General features: G+C 41.4%; 21 protein-coding genes. 11 read left to right on the forward strand and 10 right to left on the reverse strand.

The features are described 5' to 3' along the window. Positions 1–72: 72 nt before the first annotated feature. The 4 genes from AACX33_RS13280 to AACX33_RS13295 all read right to left on the reverse strand — a co-directional run bounded on the left by AACX33_RS13280 (position 73) and on the right by AACX33_RS13295 (position 5,225). Positions 73–1,263: a glycoside hydrolase family 10 protein gene (locus tag AACX33_RS13280; RefSeq protein WP_227789079.1), complete on the reverse strand. Its 1,191-nt coding sequence runs from the start codon at positions 1,261–1,263 to the stop codon at positions 73–75. Between the two features lie 314 nt (positions 1,264–1,577). Then, on the reverse strand, positions 1,578–2,708 hold the full coding sequence (locus AACX33_RS13285; RefSeq protein ID WP_194001989.1) for a Gfo/Idh/MocA family protein: 1,131 nt from the start codon (positions 2,706–2,708) through the stop codon (positions 1,578–1,580). 89 nt (positions 2,709–2,797) lie between these two features. Next, positions 2,798–3,967, reverse strand: a complete 1,170-nt coding sequence (locus AACX33_RS13290; protein WP_194001991.1) for a DUF1822 family protein — start codon at positions 3,965–3,967, stop codon at positions 2,798–2,800. 82 nt (positions 3,968–4,049) lie between these two features. Then, positions 4,050–5,225 carry a sigma-70 family RNA polymerase sigma factor gene (locus AACX33_RS13295; protein ID WP_194001993.1) on the reverse strand — a complete coding sequence of 392 codons (1,176 nt, stop codon included), beginning with the start codon at positions 5,223–5,225 and terminating at the stop codon, positions 4,050–4,052. 234 nt (positions 5,226–5,459) lie between these two features. Between AACX33_RS13295 and AACX33_RS13300 the strand changes: the two genes are divergently transcribed. After that, positions 5,460–6,419 carry a hypothetical protein gene (locus AACX33_RS13300; protein ID WP_322744542.1) on the forward strand — a complete coding sequence of 320 codons (960 nt, stop codon included), beginning with the start codon at positions 5,460–5,462 and terminating at the stop codon, positions 6,417–6,419. Positions 6,420–6,754: 335 nt separating this feature from the next. Further along, positions 6,755–7,531 carry a PEP-CTERM sorting domain-containing protein gene (locus AACX33_RS13305; RefSeq protein ID WP_228049100.1) on the forward strand — a complete coding sequence of 259 codons (777 nt, stop codon included), beginning with the start codon at positions 6,755–6,757 and terminating at the stop codon, positions 7,529–7,531. Positions 7,532–7,620: 89 nt separating this feature from the next. Here AACX33_RS13305 and AACX33_RS13310 read toward each other — a convergent pair whose 3' ends face one another. After that, positions 7,621–9,561, reverse strand: coding sequence for an FAD-dependent oxidoreductase (locus AACX33_RS13310; RefSeq protein WP_194001997.1), 1,941 nt, complete (start codon positions 9,559–9,561; stop codon positions 7,621–7,623). A 357-nt stretch (positions 9,562–9,918) separates the two neighbouring features. Between AACX33_RS13310 and AACX33_RS13315 the strand changes: the two genes are divergently transcribed. Both AACX33_RS13315 and AACX33_RS13320 read left to right on the forward strand, forming a co-directional pair. Continuing rightward, complete coding sequence (locus AACX33_RS13315; RefSeq protein WP_194001999.1) at positions 9,919–10,692, forward strand: ABC transporter permease; 774 nt, start codon at positions 9,919–9,921, stop codon at positions 10,690–10,692. Between the two features lie 229 nt (positions 10,693–10,921). Next, the gene (locus AACX33_RS13320) at positions 10,922–11,815 is read left to right on the forward strand and encodes an ABC transporter ATP-binding protein (RefSeq protein WP_194002001.1); all 894 of its coding nucleotides are present in this window, start codon (positions 10,922–10,924) and stop codon (positions 11,813–11,815) included. 100 nt (positions 11,816–11,915) lie between these two features. Here the strand turns inward: AACX33_RS13320 and AACX33_RS13325 are convergent, their stop codons facing one another. Then, entirely contained in the window at positions 11,916–12,296 is a 381-nt protein-coding gene (locus tag AACX33_RS13325) for a DUF2834 domain-containing protein (protein WP_194002003.1), read from the reverse strand. A 109-nt stretch (positions 12,297–12,405) separates the two neighbouring features. On the opposite strand from AACX33_RS13325, the gene AACX33_RS13330 reads away from it, so the two are divergent. Continuing rightward, complete coding sequence (locus AACX33_RS13330; protein ID WP_194002005.1) at positions 12,406–13,266, forward strand: helix-turn-helix domain-containing protein; 861 nt, start codon at positions 12,406–12,408, stop codon at positions 13,264–13,266. On the opposite strand, the gene AACX33_RS13335 is transcribed toward AACX33_RS13330, so the two are convergent. Then, entirely contained in the window at positions 13,261–13,860 is a 600-nt protein-coding gene (locus AACX33_RS13335) for an MBL fold metallo-hydrolase (RefSeq protein WP_194002007.1), read from the reverse strand. The genes AACX33_RS13330 and AACX33_RS13335 overlap by 6 nt on opposite strands. Before the next feature lie 234 nt (positions 13,861–14,094). Here AACX33_RS13335 and AACX33_RS13340 point away from each other — a divergent pair, with 234 nt between their 5' ends. The 4 genes from AACX33_RS13340 to AACX33_RS13355 all read left to right on the forward strand — a co-directional run bounded on the left by AACX33_RS13340 (position 14,095) and on the right by AACX33_RS13355 (position 18,340). Then, on the forward strand, positions 14,095–15,513 hold the full coding sequence (locus tag AACX33_RS13340) for a cystathionine beta-synthase (protein ID WP_227789080.1): 1,419 nt from the start codon (positions 14,095–14,097) through the stop codon (positions 15,511–15,513). A gap of 5 nt (positions 15,514–15,518) precedes the next feature. Further along, a complete protein-coding gene (locus AACX33_RS13345) occupies positions 15,519–16,655 on the forward strand; it encodes a cystathionine gamma-synthase (protein WP_194002009.1) in 1,137 nt (378 codons plus the stop codon). 409 nt (positions 16,656–17,064) lie between these two features. Next, positions 17,065–17,427: a four-helix bundle copper-binding protein gene (locus tag AACX33_RS13350; protein ID WP_194002010.1), complete on the forward strand. Its 363-nt coding sequence runs from the start codon at positions 17,065–17,067 to the stop codon at positions 17,425–17,427. Between the two features lie 115 nt (positions 17,428–17,542). Further along, positions 17,543–18,340: a hypothetical protein gene (locus AACX33_RS13355; protein ID WP_194002012.1), complete on the forward strand. Its 798-nt coding sequence runs from the start codon at positions 17,543–17,545 to the stop codon at positions 18,338–18,340. Between the two features lie 71 nt (positions 18,341–18,411). On the opposite strand, the gene AACX33_RS13360 is transcribed toward AACX33_RS13355, so the two are convergent. The 3 genes from AACX33_RS13360 to AACX33_RS13370 form a co-directional block, all read right to left on the reverse strand. Then, positions 18,412–19,071 (reverse strand): glutathione S-transferase family protein, encoded by a 660-nt coding sequence (locus AACX33_RS13360; RefSeq protein WP_194002014.1) that lies wholly within the window; start codon positions 19,069–19,071, stop codon positions 18,412–18,414. A gap of 17 nt (positions 19,072–19,088) precedes the next feature. Next, positions 19,089–19,625, reverse strand: coding sequence for a peroxiredoxin family protein (locus AACX33_RS13365; RefSeq protein ID WP_194002016.1), 537 nt, complete (start codon positions 19,623–19,625; stop codon positions 19,089–19,091). 138 nt (positions 19,626–19,763) lie between these two features. After that, positions 19,764–20,375: a peroxiredoxin gene (locus AACX33_RS13370; protein ID WP_194002018.1), complete on the reverse strand. Its 612-nt coding sequence runs from the start codon at positions 20,373–20,375 to the stop codon at positions 19,764–19,766. A gap of 139 nt (positions 20,376–20,514) precedes the next feature. On the opposite strand from AACX33_RS13370, the gene AACX33_RS13375 reads away from it, so the two are divergent. Both AACX33_RS13375 and AACX33_RS13380 read left to right on the forward strand, forming a co-directional pair. Beyond that, positions 20,515–22,512, forward strand: a complete 1,998-nt coding sequence (locus AACX33_RS13375; RefSeq protein WP_194002020.1) for an amylo-alpha-1,6-glucosidase — start codon at positions 20,515–20,517, stop codon at positions 22,510–22,512. Between the two features lie 67 nt (positions 22,513–22,579). After that, the gene (locus AACX33_RS13380; protein ID WP_194002022.1) at positions 22,580–23,446 is read left to right on the forward strand and encodes a DNA adenine methylase; all 867 of its coding nucleotides are present in this window, start codon (positions 22,580–22,582) and stop codon (positions 23,444–23,446) included. The last annotated feature ends 42 nt before the right edge of the window (positions 23,447–23,488 follow it).

The raw sequence follows: 23,488 nt of genomic DNA on the forward strand, positions 1-23,488 counted from the left end.
GTGGGGAGTAGGGAGTGGTGTCTAAGTTTGATTATCCGTTTATGTCTTAACCTCCTTGGCGGTTGCCATAACTTACTCTAAGGCTGAACGGAAAGCGGAAGTAGGGAAAAGGCTTTTAAATCCAGCTAGCCTCTGACTTGGCGGTTCTGGGGCAGAGTTCCAAAGTGTTTCGTAGTAGAAGAAGGTGACACCTAAACCGCGTGCTTGGGCAGCCCTGACCTGAGACTGAATTTGTGCCATAGAAACAGGTCTATTTCGTAGACCTGTCATAATACCGATACCCGTGGGAATCATTTGTTGGGCTTCTTGAATTTCTGTGCGGGAAATATTAGACACGAAGCTTTGCAAATCAGGGCGATAAATCTGCACAATTAGCTCGTCTACAATATTTTGCCGCATCCAAGCCAGCCAGTCTTGGAGTTGAAACTTATAAGCAAAGTCGTAGTAGTTTGGAGAAACCGAGAAAATCGCATGGGGTTTTCGGGCTTTGACAGCTTGGTTGAGTTGCACCATAAACGCTGTGATTTTATCTGCCCGCCAGCGCATCCATGCTTCATCTTGGGGATTTGTGGGGGGACGGTTATTGGTTTCTTGGGTGTATAAGGCAATTGTATATGGATCGTAACCAAATTCGTGGGGCAAACTCATGTGATCATCAAACTGAATGCCATCGGCATCATATTGAGTCACAGTCTCTAGCACAAGATTTGTGATAAATTGCTGCACTTCGGGATGGAAGGGATTGAGCCACACTACTTCACCAGCGGCACTAATGGAGGTTTGGCTACCATCTTGCTTTTGTGTCAGCCACTGGGGATAATTTAATGCTAGTTCTGATGTGGGGGGAGCCATGAAACCAAATTCAAACCAGGGAATTGCCAATAGTCCCTGACGATGAGCTTGGTTAATCAAGTCTGCAAGAATATCATGTCCATCTGTACCGCGAAAGACAAAGGGTTGGATACCTGCGCGTTGTGCCACGGGGCTGGGATACATGACATAGCCAGAATTCCACACCACAGGATAAATTGTGTTGAAGTTTAGCCCCCGTAATTGAGTCATGGCTGACTGCACTTTGGTGCGATCCTTGAGGGTGTCAAAATCATTGTTGGTGATCCAAACCCCGCGAATTTCTTGACGCGGTAGCGGTAATTGTGCTACTGCTGGATTTGAATTATTCAGTAGCAGTACTGTAATAAATGATATGAAAGCCAGAATGGGGAAAAGACTATGGAGCGATCGCACACTGAAACGTATTTTCATAGCCGTGAATGATGCTTTAGCTCCCCACGCCCGCCATATCCTTGTGTGATGAAATTTACTAGCCATATCATCGAGGAACATCTATGCTTAATAAAGGGTTTGTTAGTTGGTAGTTAGTTATTTATTCCATGCACAGCAAATGTTTGCCTTGGAGAAACCGCAGCAAATTTCGCAGAGTCAGATAAGTGACGTAGCGACAAACTCAGAAGTGTCCACTGGAATTTTTTGATCCAAGTGTCGAAAATCGAATATCAGTCAATGACTCAATCCAAACACCCAAAGTTTGACTCTGATTTCCCCTCCTCCCTTGGGGTCTAATCATGAGAGAGGAAATTTTCTAGGTTGGGTACATCTATCCAATTTGATGTTGTGTGAGATTTATGAGCTAAATCCATTAATAATTGCGAATAAACGCCTTCTCGCAACGATGGGACTATTTCTTGTTGGCGTTCAATTCCCTGTACCCATTGGTCTACTACACGGATAAACGCTGAAATCCGTCCATCGGCGTGATGTTGCGGAAAACCTAAGCGGCTGGGGATTTCAATTTCTTGGAGGATTTGACCAGGTTGGGAACCCCAAACCCGAAATCCATGTATATAATCTTTTTGATTTTCACTCGCTAAAACTAGAGTACCGCGATCGCCATAAACTTCTACTGAGTGTGTCCTCGATGCGTGAACTACAGCACTGATAGCAATTTGGCAAGGTGTGCCATCGGCTAATTCCAGAGATAGCAGACAGGTATCATCTGTATTTACTGGCTTTAATTCTTTGCTAGCAGGGTCAACTCGTGCGGGAATGGCGGTACTCAGATGAGCGTTTAATCTGCTGACTGGCCCAAATAGCCAGGATATATAATCGAAGGCGTGGGAACCTAAAGAACCTAATGCACCGCCGCCTTTGTCTTCAGCAGAATACCAATTCCAAGGGCGGGAAGTATCGGCGCGGGAGGAACCTAACCAATCAATTTTAATTAAACGCTTGTTTCCTACATAGTTGGTGGCTAACAATTCTGCAAATAATTGCCATCCTGGTACAAAGCGAAATTCAAAATCTACTGTTGCAGTTACACCTTTTGCTTGAGCTAATTCATATAATTCTTTAGCTTCAAATACATTTAAAGTTGTGGGTTTTTCTAATAATAAATGTTTCCCAGCTTGCAATACAGCTTTAGCCATTTCATAGTGGAGAAATGGTGGTGTAGCGATACTCACGGCTTGCACTTCTGGTAACGCCAAAATATCCGCCACAGTGTCACAGGCGTGAGGAATATGATGAGTTTCAGCGATGGCTTGAGCTTGATTGATATCTCGATGATAAACAGCCACTACTTCGGTGCGATGATGTGCTTTAAATCCGGGAATATGGACTTTTTGTCCAAATCCAGTCCCCATAACTGCCACACCAATTTTATTTTGATTTGTTGGGATTTCGGAAGGCATAAATTAATAGCGTTTATATTATGGAAAATATGGATTTTTGTCACGCAAAGGCGCAAAGTCGCAAAGGTAAGAAGGTAATTTTGACGGCTTCAGAATTTGAGAATTTCTCGGTCATAGTTATCGGGAAGGGGTTCTACTTCCCAGACTATACCTTCTCCGGCTTCTAAAGCAACCTCTATATAAAGTTGTTCTACCGCAGTTGTGGCGATATCTTCATTGTTGGGAAATGGTTGTAAATCTTCGGTGAGGAGTCTGAGTTTAAAACCGCCAGGAATAGCCGCGCCCATAGTGGCGTTACGTAACTCAAAGCGCCAATGTGTGGTGTCTGGCTGGCCTTGGGGTGTAATCAGCAGTTCATATAATTGACCAGCGATCGCTAATTGGCGTGATAAACTTACTCCTGGTTGTCTTTCTTCTATACTCCGCGCCCCCGCCGGACTCAATTGCAGATTTAACTTTTCCCAGCCCATAGCAGCGGCAATTTGAGAAACACCGCTTTGCAACCATTGGATAACTGACCGTTGTTCTGGTAGTCCCAAACGTTGTTCATATAAACGTTGTCGCCAACCGCCATGTGCAATTAATCCCCCCCACAAAGGAAAAGGCACAGCTAAACGAGGGGTAATAATTTCTGGATTTCCCAAGCGGCTAATTAAATTTTCGGCTTGTGCTTGTGGTAGAATTGGTAAATGTACAGTGGCTATCCGTTTGACTTGATCAGCACAAAATTCTCGCGCCACGTTTAACACACTAATATCAGTAATTAAATCATCTGCATCCAAAGCATAAGTGCGATCGCCTGGATGATAATTACCCTTAGTCTTGAGTTTTTCATGGGTACAATAACCCCAAACCCTGACATAGCCATCATCCGGTTCCACTTGTACTGCTAAGTAATAATCCCCCGCCCAGCTGGATAAATCCACCCATTCTTGCGGTATACGCAATTCACTACCATCAATATTTTCACTGGGAACCAAAATTAATCTCGTTGCGTCTACGACTATGGCTGTACCATTTACCAGTTCCCAAAAACTGGGTAAAGCCGCAGCATCAGGCCAAACTTTTGCTTGGGGTGTAAAATCTTCTTGCAACCAAGGCAAGACAGCACCCAGACAAAGTTCATTGATATAAGCCTGATAACTAGGAGAATGAGCAAAAGATTGACTGTGCAGATGAACTTGATTTTGTACAGTGGTGGGAATTTCCAAGATCAGGTCTGTGGAAGCAAAACTTAAGATGGGGGTATTAGCAGTCATGGGGTTTTCTCCGGCGAATTCTTCAGCTTGTTTTGGGTCTATTTGGCAAATATTCTCTTAGACGGTAGAACGGTTACATAAGTTAATCAGGAGATACACGGTAGTAATTGTGCAACCATTCCTCAATCACAGCACTCATACTTGTCAGTAGGTCTGTGTTTACAGAAATATGCAAAATATCTTGACTCCAATTCGCCAAACACCGCAGCAATATTTCCTTAGTTTTTGTCAGTCGTCGCGAAACTGTATATTGCTTGATTCCTAATTGTTTGGCAATTGCATCTTGATTTAGCTGTTGACTATAGTATAGATGCAAAATCTGTTGGACTTGGGGTTCGAGTTGGGCGATCGCATCTGCTAAAACTTGCTTAACCTCAACTTGCACAGAGGTGCGGGTTTGGGCTTCTTCTTGGGCGACAATTTCATCGATTAAAGATTCTTGCTCTCTCCCTGTGAGATAATCGAGTAGTTCTCCGGAATTTTCACCACCTTTGCAGATATTCAGCGAATCCGGTGTGGGATAAAGATATTTTCTGACAGCTTTCGCCGCATTTAGTAGCCACTTTTCTAAAGTTTGGGGATTGACTTGCTGAGTATTTTGTGTATTGTAAGCTGTGGCGATCGCGTGCCAAATTTCAGGATCAGGTGGAGAAAGTTGGCGAGAGTTAGCGGATTTCTGAGGAATATAGAGATTTTTAAAACATTGCCAAGCCCAAATATAAGCATTAATAGTTTCTGGGGATAAACCTGCATTTTGCAGCGACTCATCCAAAAGCTTTTGCGAGATTTTCCGCAACAAACCCCAATCTGTACAAATATCAACTTCGCGGAGTTGGCGCAAAGTTTCGCGGATAGCACTCCCAAACACAATACTGGCGTAGCTTTTCAAAGAACTGCTGTAGCTGGGATTAAAACCTTGAAGAACTTTATCCACTTGGGCGATCGCAATTTGAAAGCAATCGGAAAGTTTGTACTGAGTACTGACAAAATGAGTCGCAGTTTTTTGAGAAGTCCAATAGCAAGCTTCTTGTAAGTAAGCCGTGAGATGTTGCTGTGCCAAAAGTTCAGTTTCAGGAACTTGCCAAAACTTATACCAATATAGTACCCAAAAATTTTCCGTTGTATCTTTTGGTGTTGTTTGAAGACAACTTTGGATGCTGCGACGCAATCGTGATTCCGTCGCCCAACGACTGAAGCTATCTCCATCAAACTGCACGAAAGTTGCAAAAATTTCCATAATGCTTTGTCGAGGTTGCATAAAAAATGGGAACCCAACCTAAAGGAAAAGTGACGACGTTAAAAGTCGCCTGCACAAACTTTACTACACAGAATGATCATCATGTTTCGCCTTGCTAGCAATCAAAAGATTAAACATCTGTGATAGATAGTGAATTCACCAAAAAACATTTTCTAAAATTGTGGAGAAAAAATAATGTTGGGAAATTTTAAGAGAGCAAGATTGATATTTTTGGCTATTTTAAGCAGTTTTTTAGTGAGTGTTAGTGCTTTTGCCCAAATACCCCGCATCCCCCAAACGCCTCAACTGGTAAAATCACAAGTCACGGTTATTCAGTTAAGAAATGCAACAACTAAATTAAACCAGCTAGAAACTGCATTGAATCAAGTTGAACGTAAAAAGGTAGCTACTCTCAAAGACACTGAACAAGTCGAACAAGCAGCATTCGCCTATGCAGAAGCCATGAAAGCTGGCTTGGATAATGCTTTAAAAGAAGCCGAAACTTTAGCCACAACTCAAGGTAAACAAGGCAGCATTAATGCTTTAGAGACATTTGAAAAAGCCGAACAAGCGAATCAGCCACGGTTAGAAAAAATTGGACAAAGGACGGAAACTATTGAGAAACAAATCAAAGTCGGGACGATCAAACTTGATCGGTCTATTATTCAAAATTTATCAGTTCCAGAACGCCGCGAGTTATTGGAATCCCTAGAACCACCAGCGAAACAGATTTACCTGCGAGAACAACCAGCATTATTCCAACCTGTTTTACAAACACCTCAAACTAACCCGATTTTGGAAACACCTCGAACTAACCCGATTCTAGAAACACCTCGAATTAACCCGATTCTGGAAACACCTGGACGAAATAACCTCAAATTCCTGGAAGAGACATCTCATAAATTCCAAAGCTTTGTACCAGGAAATATAGAGAATACATTAGCTAACTATCATGTTGGCATTGCAGTTTCTGGAATCATGGAAAGCATCAGCAATATGTTGATACCTCCAGCTTATGCAGCAGCAGCAATACCCTGTATTGGTTACGCCGTGGCGAGAAACTGGACTGCTTTGTCAGCTTGTGTAGTGAAGGCAGGTTCACAAGCCACAAGCATATATAATCAGTTTGTGAATTGTTGGAATAAGGCCAGAAATCCGTTTCGATGGCTGAAAAGAACCGCTTGTGTAGCGAGATTAATCATTCGGATTGCTTAGATTTTACTTGAGCAATTTTTTTCCCGATGGGAAGCACTGAAATATATACTGAATAGACATCTCCAGAATGTAAAGACGTGACATGGAACCTCTCTACAAGGGTTATATGAAACGCATATTTAATTGTCGGAGATGTCTATTTAATATAAAGATGCATAAATAGAATTTAAGCAGAAATCCAGTTTCCTTCCTCCCTTGCACCGCAGAGGTTAGGGGTGGGGTCGAAATAATATGCAGTCGCACAAATAATTGGTATGAGCCATATTTATATCTACCCAAATATATATTTATTAAGCAACGACTATCAAAAATGAAGTTAATATGCTAATTTTTGGATGATTATCCCAACAATTGATATGTATCAAAACATCAAAGCAGGCAGTAAAACTTTTCTAACTACCTTGGCAATTTCTGTAGCCTGTAGTGGAATTGCACAAGCACGTACTATTACTGAGATAAGTCCACCCACAGGCGCTGGTCAAGGTGATTTATTTTGTCCACAAGTTCAAACTCCTGTGGATACAACCTTTGTGAATAACGACAACAGCGTCACCGCCAGTCCAAATCAAATTCTGGATTTTCCGGGTTTATCTTGTAGTCCTCTGACTTTTCAAGCTATAGCGCCAATAGATACTCAATTGTTTGTCGCTCCGTCAGGAGGAACAACAGAATATTTTGTCACCGAAACAGTTGTGAATAACACTAGTTCAATCTGGAACGGCTTTAACTTTAAGATCGGGTTTGGGGTTAATGATGAGTTTGCACCGCCTGAGTTAATTCTTGTTCCTTTTGGTTTTGCAATTCCAGAGTTTGATTTTAACGGTTTGGGTGCTTCTCCACAGCCAACCTCATCGCAATTCGCGCAACTTCTTCAAGACGGCTCTTATAATCTGCAATGGTCTGGGGGGCTTGTCGCTCCTGGTGAATCCGTCGATTTCACATTTTCTGTTGATGTTCCCGATGATCTAGAAACAAACAATTTCTATGATTCTTTTACAATTCGTCAAACTCCGATCACCACAACAGTTCCTGAACCTACTTCCATTAGTGGTCTTTTAGCTTTATTAGGCTTAGTAGGCTCAAGTTTCACTGTTAAATATAAACGGACTTAAACTAAAACTGTTTCTACATCATTAACCAGAATCCCGGTATATCTCAGACACCGGGATTTTAACATCTCCGCGCCCCTTGGCGTTAAAAATTAGATTTGTAACATCCCCTCTGGATTGACAGTTAAAAGCGATCGCCTTTGTAAACCCTCACGATATAAAATTTCATTGGCTGCTAATAAACCACTACTGACAGCCCGTTCCATTAAGCCACAAGGAAAAGGCATTTTCACCCAATCCCCAGCAAACATTAAATTAGCAATACCAGAACTAGATTCTGGACGTTCTGCATAACTCTGGGGTGGATATCCCGAAAAATTACGTTGATTGACGATTTCCCGATGCAGCATTGTAGCTTGTTTTAACTCAGGCACAATTTCATAGAGTTCTTGTTCAAAAGTTGTTAATAAAGCCTCTTGAGTGGGAAATTCCTGTTCTTTATAACAATAGGCGTGTAATTCCACCACACTCCCGCCTGTGCGTTGCGACCAATCAATAAATTGTTGTTGTATGCGATGATAAAGAGTGATGCTGTCTGTTAATTCATAGCCAGATAAAGAAGTAAAATTACTTTGTTCCCACTGAAAATCCTGGTCAAACCAGAAACGACATACAGCGAAAGGATCAGCGATACTTAATTTTTCCACTTGCGATCGCACTTTGGCATCTACATCCCCAGTGAAGCGCTTAAATATTTGTTGCACACCAGGAACATCCGTCGCAAAAACATAATAATCTGCGGTGATTGTCTGCGGTGGTGCTGATTGATTATTTGCTGCTACCAATTGCAACTGATCATCTTGTCGTTGGACGATTTCAAACTTGGGTAAATCTCTTTCGGCTGGCCCTTTGATAACTTTACCATCAGCCGCAAAAACTGCCCCATGACAAGGACAATGAAAATTACCATCTGCGGCTGGCTTAACAGTACATCCTTGATGAGTGCAAGTCAAAGAAATAGCTGATTTACTAGCAGATGACAAGGCAAATACAGCATCAGCCGCACCAAAATATTCTACCTGATCATCAGTAATCACTGAATTGCGCTTTACCCAGAAAGGCACATTACTGCTATTACTACCAAGATAATATTTGAGGCTATCAATCTTACCATCTACAGCCGGAATCTCACTGACAGTCGCCCCAGTCAGAATTTGACCGCCGTTACTTTGAATAAACTGAGCAATCGGTTGTACTAAACTAGTACCCATATCATCTACAGTGCCATTGAAAGCTAATCCTTCTGGGTTACCAAAAAAGTAAAAATGGAAAAACTGCATGAGTTCCCCCACACTCATCTGATCTGGTGCATTCAAGCTAGATTTGGCAAAGGGGAGAAAATACAAGTCGTATAAACCCTGGGGAAATTCGGTTTTCACCCAGTCAGCCACAGAGAGACTATCAAAGCGGCGATAGTTTTTTTCGCGTTCAAAACCAGTAATGGCCTGAAAAACTTGTAAATGTTTGAACTTCGTCAAATTAATTCCCCAGCGTAAACGATTTGGGGATGCGATCGCTAAATCTATAATATTCCACGGAAAAGCCGAACTACTGGGGCGAAATACCTCTGGTTTGTATTTCAAATCGCGGTAAACCAGAGAATAAAAGTTTAATGATTGAAAATTATTAGTGATCTCCAGTTCCGAAACTATACTTTTGAGATTATAGTATTGAGGGAAAAATCCATGAAAACCATGTTCCATCATGAAAGTTTCCCCCGCAGCTTCAATCGGCCAACTGGCAATTTTGCCACCGAGTTGGGGGGCTTTTTCTAAAAGTGTGACAGCAAACCCCCTCTGACTCAATTCATAAGCACAAGCTAAACCTGCTAAACCAGCCCCAACCACCACAACACTTTTATTTTGATTTAAAATTTGCGGTAAATTCAGAGTATCTTTTTGATAAACTGTGGGCTTAGGCTTACTAAACCGGGAGTATCCTGTTCCTCCTACAATTGCACCAACACCAAATAATTTCAGTAGTGTCCGCCGGGATATAGTAGATGATTCTGGTGAATTAAATAGTAAACTCATGTTGCAAAATTAAAGCTAGATTAGTTTATTGCTGAAGCGCAACTACGAACTGGTGAATTTTTAAATCACTTTTTCCCTGTCACTTTATCCTAAAAAAAATATTTTTGCATAATTAGACAACTGAGCAATTCTGAACTGTGAATTTTGAGAATTTACAACTTTTATATTCATAGTCAACATTTTTATCTGATAGAATGTCAGACAGCCATATTGGAATTATTAAATTAGCAGATTATTTGATAGTTTAGTATATTATTTAGTAATTAGCTACCAGGGGTTAAGTAGCCAACATAAACTGCATACACCCTCTGGGGATACCACCGAAAGTTTGCCTTTACCCCCTAGCCCCGATTAAAAATGAAGTATTGGCGTGAAACCACCGCTGTCACTCAGCGCATCTTAATTGAACTGTTGCGCCGCAGACGCAGCCTGATTTTTTGGAGTATTTTCCCCATTTCCGTGTTAATCCTCAGTGGATTCATTTTAGCAGAACGGGCAGAATTACCACTGGCTGAAGCTTTCGCCTATGCAGCACCCTCTACTCTGGTCGGTGCGGCCTTATTTTTTAGCTGTTTGGGTGGTAGTGTAGCCACTGTAGTTGCTGAAAGAGAACAGCAAACCCTCAAACGCTTGTTTATTTCGCCCTTAAGTGGGACATCTTATTTTTTAGGAATTTTTCTCGCTCACAGCTGCATTGGTCTAGGACAGACACTTTTGGTTTATACTATTGCTGCCTTTTGGGGTGCGACCTTCAATGGTTCTATACTTTTAGGACTGACAATTATTGTCATGAGTATCGTGGCTTATGTTGGTTTAGGCTTTATTTTAGGGACTCAATTAGCGCGGCGGATTGAAGATGTTAATGCTTTAGTCGCTGCTTTTGGAGTTCCTTTGTTAATTCTCGGCGGAGCATTTTTACCCGCTTCACTTTTTCCCCAAAGCCTGATTAATATTGCTCGATATAATCCTATTTATCATATGAATGAAGCTTTAGTAGGAGTTTCATCTCAGGGGGCTGACCTTAGTAAAATTCAATCACATTTTTCGTTTTTATTAGTGTTTGCTTTGGTGATGGTTATCGGTGGCTGGTTATCTTATCGGCGAATGTTAGTAGTAGAAAGAAGACTTTGATAAAATTTGCTCGTAGTGAGGACTTCAGTCCTCTCTTATTCTCTTAGATCAAAATTGCAATTACTGACGCTAACATATAGGAATCCGGTTTGATTCATGAAAAAATTAAGTATTGTAGGGTGCGTTAGGATGAAGTCCGTAACGCACCATTATTAAGGCTTTGGTGCGTTACGCTACCGCTAACACACCCTACGTGTCTGTTCAAAAATCAAATAGTAGTCCTATATTTATGCTAAAAATCACCAATTTAAATAAATCCTATGGTTCAATAAAAGTTCTGCAAGATTTGACACTACACATCAAGTCTGGGCAAATTTACGGCTTACTAGGTGCAAATGGAGCCGGAAAAACCACAACAATTAATATTATTTGTAATTTACTCAAGGCTGATAGTGGCAATATTACTATAAATGATCAATCAGTTTCTGAAGCCACTAAAAAAATCATTGGGATTGCACCCCAAGAAAATTTACTTTATCAAACTTTATCTTGTGAGGAAAATCTCAATTTTTTTGCAAATATTTACGGTTTAAATCGGGAAACACGGCAAAAACAAGTACAGAAAACTCTTGCATCTGTCAATTTATTAGATAGAGCCAAAAGTCCTGTAGAAACTCTCAGTGGGGGAATGCGGCGACGGTTGAATATTGCAGTGGCTTTGGTACATCAGCCGCAGTTAGTTATTCTCGATGAACCAACGACAGGCTTAGATATTGAAGCCAGATATGAAGTTTGGGAATTGATTCGGCAACTAAAAACTCAGGGGGTGACTATTTTATTGACCACGCATTTATTGGATGAAGCGGAGCGACTTTGTGACAGAATTGGCATTCTCAAAAATGGTCAAATTTTAGTTGAAGGGAGTTTAACTGAGTTAAGAAAGTTGATTCCAGCTTCTGAAGTTTTAGTAGTACAAACTTCTCAAAAAGAGCAAGCGATCGCTCGCGCTCAAGAATATGATTTTACACATAAAGATTATGGTAATCAGTTAGCTTTTTGGTTGCCAGAACCTTTAGAATTAAAGGAAATTATCGCCCGATTTGAGGGGATAGAATTTGAGTCAATTTCCCGGCTACCTGTGGGATTAGAACATATCTATTTAGAAGTGACACAAGGAAGTTAGAATAGGTCACCCCAACCCCTCTCCTTCTCCCAAAGGGAGACGCTACGCGAAAGTAAGGAGAGGGGAGAATTTGAAACACGCAAACTTTAATTAGATTAAACTATTTATCAACTTTCGGTATTTCTAAAGCTTGTTCACGAAAGTACAAAAATAAAGGCAATGCACAAGATACCCCGATACACAAGGTAACCAAAATATAAAAAATTAGCCAAGTCTGAGAAAGGCCAATTCGCTTGAGTTCCACAAATGAGAAACACCATAAAGTAATGGCGGAAATGAGTAAATCTACTGCCAAATCTAAACTAACATAATTAGCAAATGCATTTTCAAAAAATGAACTTACAGAAAAATCATTCTGGCTAAAATATTTGACCAGAAAAAACCAAGGAGCGATAGCACCAATAATCGCCAGCAGAAGATAAAGTGATTTTGTTGTAAAAAATTTTCCGGATGCAGGTTGAACGTAGGTTATATTTTCCATAGTTTTCTGACTCAGATGGTACGGGATTTAGCCCTAACATTGGCAATGAATACTGTTGTTCTAAATTATAACTAACGCAGATCATAAAAACAATTACTTCTGAGGTAATATGGCTGTAATTTCGACCTCAAGACCATTTCTTCCCCACAGAGACTTATCCTTTGGGAAATTACTAAAATACTGGCGGAATCAACGCGGTTTCAGTCAACTAAATCTAGCTTTAGCCAGCGATGTTTCTCAGCGTCACATCAGCTTTTTAGAATCAAGTCGGGCGAATCCTAGTCGGGAGATGGTACTACAACTTGCGGCTGTGCTGAATGTTTCCTTGCGTGACCAAAATGTGATGCTGACTGCTGCTGGCTTTGACCCGATTTATTCGGAAGGTGATTTATTATCTCCAGAACTGGAACCTATTCGCCAAGCTATAGGATTTATTTTAAAGCAGCAAGAACCCTATCCAGCTTTAGTTATGGATCGTTATTGGAATTTGATTGAAAATAATACCAGTTCACAGCGTCTAATCAACTGGTTAATTAATATCGAGGAACTGCAACATAAATTTTATATTGACGGCAAAATTAACTTGATGCGCTTGATGTTGCATCCACAAGGCTTAAAACCATTCATTGCTAATTGGGAAGAAATTGCTGGTCACTTAATGCAACGGGTGTATCGAGAAGCAATTACCGCAGGTGACAGCAACCAATATATGACCCTTTTTCAGGAAATACAAACCTATCCAGATGTGATCCAGATATGGCAAAAACCCTATCCCTATCCTTGGCAAATACCACTACTGACTTTGCAGTTTATCAAAGATGAATTAAGTCTTAGCTTCTTTTCCACAATTACAACCCTTGGTACTCCTCATGACATCCTGTTGCAGGAACTCCGGATTGAAAGCCTGTTTCCCGCAGACAAGATGACAGAAGTTAATTTGAGAAAACTAGAAATAGCATCTAAATTATAAAGTCTCTAAAAGTTCCTGCAAGCGATCGCGTCCATCCCGAAACACAGGCCAACCATCACCCACCAGTACTGCTTCTACGTGAGGAAGTGCTGCTAGCCGTTGTACAGAAGCCACAGCCGCCTTACGATTCAGCAACTTCTCATCAGGCAAAATTGTTAAACTACCAGCCTTGCGGGCGCGTACCAAGTCCCCTGTGATCAAAGTTGTTTCCTCTAGTAACAAAGCCAACTCACCCGGAGTCTTAGAACCTTGAAGTTCCAACACCTGTAAACCTGGAACCACCTCATCACCATCAGCCAACCAGCGATCGCAACGGATAGGAAAATAATCCTTCTCCCCCACAGGGCCAGCAATCTTCGCATAAGTTTGATCAGCAATTTCCTTCGCAGACCTGACGTGTTCAGAATTTGTCAGCACAATCCAAACCACACCACCGAGGGATTTCAGGTGATTCCAATCATGATTTGATAAAGCTACAGGGTCAACCAAGACATTACCATCTGGGCGAACCCAAGCAATCCCATTGAAATCGATATTTCTTGCAGGATTGAAAGTAGACCAGCCATATAGATCGGGACGGTGTAGAGATTTCATAATGATTCTGGTTCAGTACCTTCAATAACACTGGATTTATAGTTCAGCATCAATAATGTATCAACAATCGAGTCTATAATTCAACGCTTATATATAGTTTTTTGCAATTAGGTGAGTTACAGGAAGAATAACGAACCACAGAGAAAGCTGTAGCTCATACCCATAAAACCTTTCTTCTCTTCTCTTCCCTTCGTGTACTTCGCGTCCTTCTCCCAAAGGGAGAGGCTAGCGCCAATGCGGTTCGTTCCTCTTTCCAAAAATTTAATTTCCCCACACCCCCCTGAACCGATCATGGCCACCTACGAAAACATCTTACAAACAATAGGCAAAACCCCATTAGTCAAACTCAACACCATACCCCAAAACATTAACTCCTCCATCTACACCAAAGTAGAATATCTCAACCCTGGAGGTAGCAACAAAGATAGAATCGCCCTCACCATGATTGAAGCCGCAGAAAAAGCCGGTCACCTCCAACCAGGTGGAACGATCATCGAAGCCACCGCCGGAAACACAGGCGTAGGACTAGCATTAATCGCCGCCGTCAAAAAATATCGGTGTATCTTCGTCATGCCTGATAAAATGAGCCAAGATAAAATCAACCTCCTCAAAGCTTACGGCGCAGAAGTCGTAGTCACCCCCACATCCGTAGCACCAGACTCACCCGAAAGTTATAACGGCGTAGCCGAAAGACTAGCCAAAGAAATCCCAGGCGCATACCGACCAAATCAATTTGCCAATCTCCATAATCCCCTCACCCATTACTTAACCACAGGCCCAGAAATTTGGGCAGATAGCCAAGGTAAAGTCGAAGTTTTCGTTTCTGGAATGGGGACAGGTGGGACAATTTCCGGAGTAGCCAAATATCTCAAAGAGCAAAACCCCAATATCATAATTGTCGGTGCAGATCCAGAAGGTTCTATACTTTCAGGCGACACCCCCAAATCATACAAAGTTGAAGGCATTGGTGAAGACTTTATTCCCAAAACATTTAATCGCCAATTAGTCGATGAAATGATTCGTATTAGCGATAAAGAATCCTTTAATATGGCGCGCCGTTTAGCACGAGAAGAAGGCTTACTAGTGGGAGGTTCCTGTGGTACAGCCGTAGCCGCCGCCCTCAAATATGCAGCGCGATTATCCGAACCAAAGTATATTGTCGTGTTACTACCAGATACAGGTAGAAACTATATTAATAAAATCTATTCTGATGCTTGGATGCAAGAAAATGGTTTTTGGGAAGGTAAAACTGTAAAAACTACCAAAGTGGGGGAGATTTTAGACCAGAAAACTGATTTTCCTTCTCTGGTTGCTGTTGGTTCTCATGATACTTTAGATAACGCTGTTAACTTGCTGCAAAAACTGAATATTTCCCAGTTACCTGTAATTGATCATAGTCATGTAGTTGGTAGTGTCAATGAAGCTTCGTTAATGAAATTTCTCCATGATGGAATTAATTTTTCTAACCAGGAAGTTGTAGCTGTGATGGGTAAACCTTTACCAACTCTGGATGCAGAAGTTGATATTTCTGAAGCTTATCGAGTGCTGTTATCTGGAACCACAGCAATTATTATTACACGAAATCATACTCCCGCCGGATTAATTACCAGAGCCGATTTAATTAGATATTGGATTAGTGAAAATCAGGATTAATAAAAATGGAATTTGAAACGAGAGCAATTCATGAAGGACAGGAATCAGACCCCCAAACTGGTGCAGTGATTGTACCGATTTATTTGACTTCTACCTATGAACAAGAAGCCATCGGACAGCATAAAGGATATGAATATTCGCGCACTGGTAATCCTACCCGCGCAGCTTTAGAAGAATCTTTAGCCTCGATTGAAAATGGTAAATTTGGTTTAGCTTTTGCTTCTGGATTGGCTGCAACTACCACTGTGTTAAGTCTCCTGAAAAGTGGCGATCGCATTATCGCAGGGGATGATTTATATGGTGGCACATATCGTTTACTAGAGCAAGTGGTGAAAAATTGGGGCGTAACCACCACCTATGTAGATATTGATCAGATTGAAGACTTAGAAAACTCTATTGAACCCAATACCAAACTCATATGGATTGAAACTCCCACCAACCCGTTATTAAAAATTATTGATATCGCCGCACTGGCAAAAACTGCCCGTAAACATAACATTATCCTGGTAGTTGATAATACCTTTGCTAGTCCTTATTTTCAAACACCTTTAGATTTAGGTGCAGACATTGTGGTTCATAGTACCACCAAATATTTAGGCGGACACAGCGATATTATTGGTGGTGCAGTTGTGACATCTAATGAGGAATTATACAGCCAATTAAAGTTTTATCAAAATGCCATTGGAGCGATTCCTAGCCCATTTGATAGCTGGTTAGTGCTGCGAGGAATTAAAACTCTGGCTGTACGAATGCGAGAACATGAAAAAAATGCTTTATTCTTAGCTAAATTTTTAGAAAAGCATCCCAAAGTTGAGCGAATTTACTATCCAGGCTTACCCAGTCACCCACAATATCAACTAGTAAAACAACAAATGTCCGGCTTTGGGGGGATGATTAGTTTGGAATTAACAGGTGGTATAGCTGAGGTGGAAAAGTTTGTGGCTCTACTCAAGTTATTTTTACTAGCAGAGAGTTTAGGCGGTGTGGAATCACTGCTTTGCTATCCCGCCAAAATGACCCATGGTTCGCTACCAGAAGCTGAAAGACAAAAACGGGGAATTAAGGATAATTTAGTCCGTCTTTCTGTCGGTATTGAGAATAAATTAGATTTGCAAGCTGATTTAGAAGGCGCTTTAGCTTAATATCTTTTGGTATTTTTGAGCGGATACTATTAATTGAATTTTCAACAGGAAGACAGAAAGAAAAATGAATGACGCAGGTTATATGTCTACAGGGTGAAATTCCCAAAAATTAGACATTATTCTGGGGGGAATTTTGAGCTTGTATAGTGATCCCTAGTTAATTACTGAATAGCAAAAATAAATCTCTACTGGAATATGGGAGATTCAAACTGTTGCTAAATAACAGTTCTGGCTAAACTACAGAAGAGTGATGTTGTATTGGTTGGAAAATCCGGTAATTATATCGGGTTAGTAGGTTTATAAAAATTGCCAAAAAATTGCTATTGACTCTATAAAAAATATGATTACTGTTAAAAGTAGTCCTGCTTAAAGCACTAAATAAGCATCAACAATTCAGGAGGAATTTCCGATGATGATGATGATGACTGAAACTATGACCACCGAAATGCAAAACTGCATAAATGCTTGCATGGAATGTCACAAAATGTGCATGGAAACCATGACTTACTGCATGAGCCAAGGCGGTAAGCAAATGAATATGAGCATGATGGGGATGATGCGCGACTGCTCAGAAATGTGCATGATGTGTATGAATATGATGATGGGCGGTTCTGAGTTCATGGGACGCACTTGTATGCTTTGCGCGGAAATGTGCGATCGCTGTGCCGCCGCTTGCGAACAAATGAGCCAAGACCAAAAGATGATGGAATGTGCCGCATCTTGCCGTCGGTGTGCAGAAGCTTGCAGATCCATGCAAATGATGCCTGCGTAATTTCACCACCTCGCAGAAGTTTCTCTGCAACCTATGATTCAAGCGCTCAGGCTTTCAAGTTTGGGCGTTTGAAGTTTTTTACCTGACATCTACAGCAGTACAAAGCTGATGTTTGATGAAACACCTGAAATCTACTTCCCAAGACTTGCGGAACTTGTTTGAAAGCAGTATCACCATTGAATATGTGGCTGAATCTCTCAAAGCTGTGTCCGCCGAAGCATCCGTGACAGAGGTACTGCATTGGATGAAGACGCAGGATTTTGATGTTGTCGGGATTGAAATGGGAAATCGGATTACTGGCTATGTGGAACGCTCTAATTTGATGTCGGCTAAATCTGGTAAGTGTAGCGACTATCAAAGGTTATTTCATCCCCAAGAACTGATTGCTATTTCTACTCCTCTGCTGAAGTTGTTACCCATTCTGCAACAAACACCCCGCTTGTTTGTCCTCGACTGTAATCAAGTCAGCGGGATTATTACCTGTGGCGATTTGCAGAAAGCACCAGCGCGAATGCTGCTATTTGGCTTGGTGACACTATTGGAAATGAATTTACTCCGGTTAGTGCGGCTTTACTATCCCCAAGATTCCTGGCAAAAAGTCCTCAAACCTGAACGCTTAGAAATTGCACAACGGCTATGGCGAGAGAGTCAGGAAAGAAACGAAGCTACAGATTTGTTGGACTATCTTCAGTTTTGTGATAAACGCGAGTTGGTTTTAAATCAACCCGAACTTCTTCAGCAACTAGGATTAAAATCTAAACGGTTTGGCGAACGCTTCCTGAAATCTGCTGAACAGTTACGAAATCGATTGGCGCACGCCCAAAATTTAGTCAGTGCTTCTTCTTGGTCTGAGTTGATTTCTCTGGCTGAGGCGATGGAAATGCTGTTAATTCGTTGTGAAGAAGTTGAGTAATTTATAGAATCACAGAGACGCTGAGAACACAAAGAGTCTCTGTGAGGTTGAGAACTTAGGTGTTGAAAGTGCTACCGTTTTGCAGCTAAGGCTTGCTTCTGAGACTTATAAGCTGCAATCATCTCTGGTGTGGGTTGAGTTTTTTGCCATGAGGAACGTGCCATCAAGCGTTCAGTCCAAGCACTCAACTTTTGGTAGTCAATCAAGGGAAAACCTAAAGTTGGTAACCAAGGTACTGCACATCCAGCAACGATATCGGCTAAAGTTAATTGATCACTACCAAAATATGGGCGATCGCCTAATAAGTTTTCTAAGAATGGCAATACTTTAGCTAATTGATGCTTTGCTTGTTCCAGTTTCTGCGAATCTTCACCACCAGCAAAACCCATCATCTGATAAATTAGCGGATTCATGGCAGGCATCAGTTCATTGACTGTTACCATTTCTACCATACGGGCGATCGCTAAATTCTTGGCATCTGTGGGTAGCAGTGGGGAAGTAGGGGATTTTGCTTCTAAGTAGTCGAGAATTGCTAATGATTCCACTACGTTAAAGCCATCATCCACCAAAACTGGAATATGATGTAAGGGGTTAATCGCCAGAAATTCCTGTTGTAACTGGTCTCCATCCAGTTTCATTTCTACTAGATCAAATTCTAGTTTTTTTTCCAGTAGCGCTATCCATACTCTACGGCAATTGATTGAGATTGGATTGTAATAAAGCTTCAACATGAAATCACCTCACACTTTTAATTGAATTGTTTTAATAATGTCTCCACGCTAGCATTGTAATCTAAAAAGGAAAACAAATGCCTGTAAATCAACTTACCATCTTTGTCTAGCACAAACTGGGCTGGTAAAGGCGCACCCAAGGCTTGCCCTACTTTGTATGTTTGAAATACCCGACAACTAGGATCACTCAGCAAGGGCATTTGTAAACCCAAATCTTTGATTACTATTTGACTTTGCTTTTCATCGGTACTAGTAATCATTAAAACTTCAATTCCACGACTTTTAAATTGTGCGTAGTTTTCATTCAAAGCTTTAATATGAGGAAAGCAAAAGGGACAATACTGCTTTTCTGTAAAGATGCGTGTAAAAGCAAGTAAGACTGGTTGCTGACCTTTGTAATTTGATAATTTCACCACAGTGCCATTAGTGATATCTGGCAGTTGAAAATCTGGTGTCCCTACTCCCAGCCTTAGCTCATTTTTTGCGGGGATTGGTAAAAAGTTTCGGAAGAAGCGCTCATTTAATAAGCCGCTAAAATCAGTAGAAGTTAACATATTTTTCTGCTAATTTATTGATAAAAAAATTTGAAATTAAAAACCACAGATATACATAGAAACCAACACTGACTAAGGAGTATCTGTGTTCATCTGTGTGCATCTGTGGTTTTGATGATCTGAATCTTCCCGAAAAATCTAGACAGCAGCGAAGTAGACTTTGGACTTCACTGGGTCAGGAACCATTGTCTGATCCCCAGGTTGCCAACCAGCTGGGCAAACTTCATCAGGGTGGGACTGGACATACTGAATTGCTTGCAATGTCCGTAGGGTTTCGTCAACGCTGCGACCAAAAGCCAGGTTGTTAACGGTAGAGTGCTGGATTACACCATCTTTATCAATAATGAACAAACCGCGCAAGGCAATACCAGCGGCTGGGTCAAGGACATTGTAGGTGGCGCTAATCTCTTTTTTGATGTCGGAAACCAAGGGATAATTCAGGTCGCCAACACCACCAGACTTGCGATCAGTTTGAATCCACGCCAAGTGAGAGAACTCGCTATCCACGGAGACACCGAGAACTTCAGTGTTAATTTGCTTAAATTCTTCGTGGCGATCGCTAAATGCTGTGATCTCGGTCGGGCAAACAAAGGTAAAGTCTAGGGGGTAGAAAAACAGAATCACATACTTACCGCGATAGTCGGAAAGTTTAATATTCTTAAATTCTTGATCTAGTACAGCCGTTGCTGTAAATTCTGGAGCCTGTTGACCTACACGGAGGCATCCTTCTGCTGCGTAAGTGAGGGACATTAAACGAATTCTCCTTCAACTTATATAAGTATAATACCTTGGAAATTTGGGTGAGTTTACACTTACCCATCTACAATTGTTACAGTTTAATTACAATCTGTTACGACTATATCATAGTCATAACGATTTTGAGTAACAAATGCCAGATTTAGATACAAGAGAATGGTTACTGACTAATGGCTTGGGGAGTTTTGCCAGTGGGACGATTTCTGACGTTCGCACGCGGGCTTATCATGGTTGGCTATTTGCCGCGACCAATCCGCCCTCTGGTCGGACTTTGCTGTTTTCCCACCTAGAAGCTAGCGTGGAAGTATCAGGAAGGGCGATCGCACTAGGGACTAACTTTTGGGGACATCAGGAGATTTCGCCCCAGGGCTACAAACTCCTAGACTCTTTTGATATTAACCCAGTTCCTAAATGGATTTGGAAACAAGATAACTGGCAACTAAGCAGGCAATTGCTGATGCCTCACGGGTGGGGAGGTGGGGAGAAAGACATTGGTTCACATCGGCTATTGATTCAGTATCGCTATGAAGGCAGTGATACCGCCATTTTACGGCTGCGGTTGCTGATCGGCGATCGCGATTTTCACCACCAGCAAAAAGGTGATCAAGACTTACAGTTTTCCCAAATACTCGGTCAAAATCAAGTTTGTCTCCAAGCCATATTTTCCGGGGAATTCGGCACACCTTGGCATTTGCGTTGGACGCAGGGGGAATATCAAGCAGATGCAGTTTGGTATTGGGATTATCAGTTACCAGAGGAAAAAGAACGAGGATTAGGCGATCGCGAAGACCTCTACAGCCCTGGTTACTTGACAGTTATACTCCAACCAGGAGATGCAGTCACCTTAGAAGCACAGATGGGTTTTCCCGACCCACTGCAAAGTCTACTCGCTCCCGGAATTTTTGCCGAGGCTGTGGAAGCCGAACAAGAAAGGCTATCCCAGATTTTTGGTTGGGGAAAAAATCAATCCCCCTCATCCCCCATTTGGCAGCAATTATTAAAAGCCAGCGACCAGTTTATCGTTTATCGAGCCTCCATAGCTGGCCCCACAGTGATTGCTGGTTATCACTGGTTCAATGATTGGGGGCGTGATACCTTAATTGCTTTACCGGGTTTAGCCTTAGTCACACAGCGCTTTGAATTAGCCAAAGGACTATTGCAAACTTTTGGGCGTTACTGTCACCACGGATTAATTCCGAATGTTTTTCCTGATATCGGTGAAGAACCGGCTTATAACAGTATTGATGCCGTTTTATGGTGGATTGAAACATTAGGACTTTACTTAGAAGCCACCCAAGACTGGGAATTTTTAGCCGAACAATTTCCCGTAGTGCAGCAAATTCACAAAGCATTTATCGGAGGTACACGTTACAACATCCAAGTTGATGCTACAGATGGGTTAGTGAGTTGGGACGTGCGCGGTGTCGCCCTCACCTGGATGGATGTAGTGATTGGGGGACAGCCCATAACACCCCGTAATGGTAAACCAGTAGAAATCAATGCCCTATGGTATTCTGCCTTATGTTGGATGAGTCAATGGGCGGAAAGATTAAGCCAAATGGAGTTAGGCGACTCAGCCCGGCTGGCAAGGCAGGCGCAGCGTTATACTCAACAAGCGCAACAAGTGACAATTTCCCTGCAAAAGTTTTGGAATCCACAGATTGGGTATTTGTACGACAGTATTGATCCCGATGATGGTCGCAATTCCCAGATTCGTCCGAATGCGGTTTTGGCATTGTCACTGCATCATTGCGGGTTTTCACAACAGCAAGGGCGAGCGGTGATGGATTTGGCTACTTCCCGTTTACTCACCCCCTATGGTCTTCGCAGTCTTGATCCAGCCGACCTCGATTATATAGGCAAATACACGGGCGACTCACAACAGCGCGATCGCTCCTACCACCAAGGTACTGTTTGGGGTTGGCTAATTGGTCCCTATACCCGTGCTTGGCAGCGTTCTTACCCAGAACAACCTTTACCATTTGATTGGCAACCACTGCTAGACCACTTCCTGGCTGATGGCTGTATTAACTCGATTTCGGAGATATTTGATGGAGATTGGCCTCATGCACCGAAAGGTGCGATCGCACAAGCCTGGTCAGTTTCCGAAGTAATCAGGCATTTTCAATAAATAGTTGATAAATTATTTTATAAATGGTAATTTGTAGCCGCACGAGCGCCAAACAACCTAGAGATTAATGAAATTTAAACGTAGTTATAAATCACCTCTTCGTTACCCCGGAGGAAAACAGAAAGATATTCCATTTTTGTCTAAATTTTTGCTCCCCTGTAAGGAATTTAGAGAGCCTTTTTTAGGAGGCGCTAGTCTACTTCTTTACGCTTTAGAAGAATCAAAAGCTGAAAAATACTGGGGAAATGATTTAAATCCTTCAGTAGTGCATTTCTGGAATCAGGTTAAATGTGATGTCAATGAACTTGCTGATTTAGTTGTATCACTTAAAAAAGACTATAGAGGTGAACAAGCAAACTGTAAAGCATGGCAAAAATTCCGTAAAAGTTTTACATTGAATCTTAATAATACATTATCTACAGATAACCAATTAAATAGAGCAGCTAAATTTTTTATTTTAAATCGTAGTACATCTGGAGGTTCTACCGAATGTGGAGGAATGACTCAAGCTGCTTATTGTCAGCGTTTTACAGACTCTAGCATTCAAACTTTAAGACGTTTAACAGACGTTCTCAAAGATGTGCGGTTTACTAATTTAGATTATGAAGAAGTTATCAAAGAACCAGGTGAAGATATATTTATTTTTCTAGATCCACCTTATTTATCTGCTAAAGCTTCAGGATTGTATGGGAAGAATGGAGATTTACATAAAACTTTTGATCATGTACGTTTAGCAAAAGTGTTAAAAGATTACAATGATAAATGCAAGTGGTTAATGACAATTGATAATTGTCCAGAAATTAAAGAGCTATATGATTGGGCTGTTGATCAATCAGAGTGGGAAAAAGCTTATGGTATGACTAATGTTAGTGGGCAAAAATCTAGACGAGGTGCAGAATTACTGATAGCAAATTTTCCTATTAAAACTTCCTAAACTAATCAAGAATATTTTTATATAAAATTCGTGTAATAATAA

The organism is Nodularia sp. LEGE 04288 (genome assembly GCF_963896525.1).
Lineage (GTDB): Bacteria > Cyanobacteriota > Cyanobacteriia > Cyanobacteriales > Nostocaceae > Nodularia.

Coding starts and splice junctions, on each gene's coding strand:
- AACX33_RS13335 (WP_194002007.1), bottom strand. CDS start 13,860: ATGAAATCTCTACACCGTCCCGATCTATATGGCTGGTCTACTTTCAAT.
- AACX33_RS13315 (WP_194001999.1), top strand. CDS start 9,919: ATGAAGTATTGGCGTGAAACCACCGCTGTCACTCAGCGCATCTTAATT.
- AACX33_RS13360 (WP_194002014.1), bottom strand. CDS start 19,071: ATGTTGAAGCTTTATTACAATCCAATCTCAATCAATTGCCGTAGAGTA.
- AACX33_RS13325 (WP_194002003.1), bottom strand. CDS start 12,296: ATGGAAAATATAACCTACGTTCAACCTGCATCCGGAAAATTTTTTACA.
- AACX33_RS13365 (WP_194002016.1), bottom strand. CDS start 19,625: ATGTTAACTTCTACTGATTTTAGCGGCTTATTAAATGAGCGCTTCTTC.
- AACX33_RS13340 (WP_227789080.1), top strand. CDS start 14,095: ATGCGGTTCGTTCCTCTTTCCAAAAATTTAATTTCCCCACACCCCCCT.
- AACX33_RS13330 (WP_194002005.1), top strand. CDS start 12,406: ATGGCTGTAATTTCGACCTCAAGACCATTTCTTCCCCACAGAGACTTA.
- AACX33_RS13350 (WP_194002010.1), top strand. CDS start 17,065: ATGATGATGATGATGACTGAAACTATGACCACCGAAATGCAAAACTGC.
- AACX33_RS13290 (WP_194001991.1), bottom strand. CDS start 3,967: ATGACTGCTAATACCCCCATCTTAAGTTTTGCTTCCACAGACCTGATC.
- AACX33_RS13305 (WP_228049100.1), top strand. CDS start 6,755: ATGATTATCCCAACAATTGATATGTATCAAAACATCAAAGCAGGCAGT.
- AACX33_RS13285 (WP_194001989.1), bottom strand. CDS start 2,708: ATGCCTTCCGAAATCCCAACAAATCAAAATAAAATTGGTGTGGCAGTT.
- AACX33_RS13380 (WP_194002022.1), top strand. CDS start 22,580: ATGAAATTTAAACGTAGTTATAAATCACCTCTTCGTTACCCCGGAGGA.
- AACX33_RS13355 (WP_194002012.1), top strand. CDS start 17,543: ATGAAACACCTGAAATCTACTTCCCAAGACTTGCGGAACTTGTTTGAA.
- AACX33_RS13310 (WP_194001997.1), bottom strand. CDS start 9,561: ATGAGTTTACTATTTAATTCACCAGAATCATCTACTATATCCCGGCGG.
- AACX33_RS13345 (WP_194002009.1), top strand. CDS start 15,519: ATGGAATTTGAAACGAGAGCAATTCATGAAGGACAGGAATCAGACCCC.
- AACX33_RS13370 (WP_194002018.1), bottom strand. CDS start 20,375: ATGTCCCTCACTTACGCAGCAGAAGGATGCCTCCGTGTAGGTCAACAG.
- AACX33_RS13295 (WP_194001993.1), bottom strand. CDS start 5,225: ATGCAACCTCGACAAAGCATTATGGAAATTTTTGCAACTTTCGTGCAG.
- AACX33_RS13320 (WP_194002001.1), top strand. CDS start 10,922: ATGCTAAAAATCACCAATTTAAATAAATCCTATGGTTCAATAAAAGTT.
- AACX33_RS13375 (WP_194002020.1), top strand. CDS start 20,515: ATGCCAGATTTAGATACAAGAGAATGGTTACTGACTAATGGCTTGGGG.
- AACX33_RS13280 (WP_227789079.1), bottom strand. CDS start 1,263: ATGAAAATACGTTTCAGTGTGCGATCGCTCCATAGTCTTTTCCCCATT.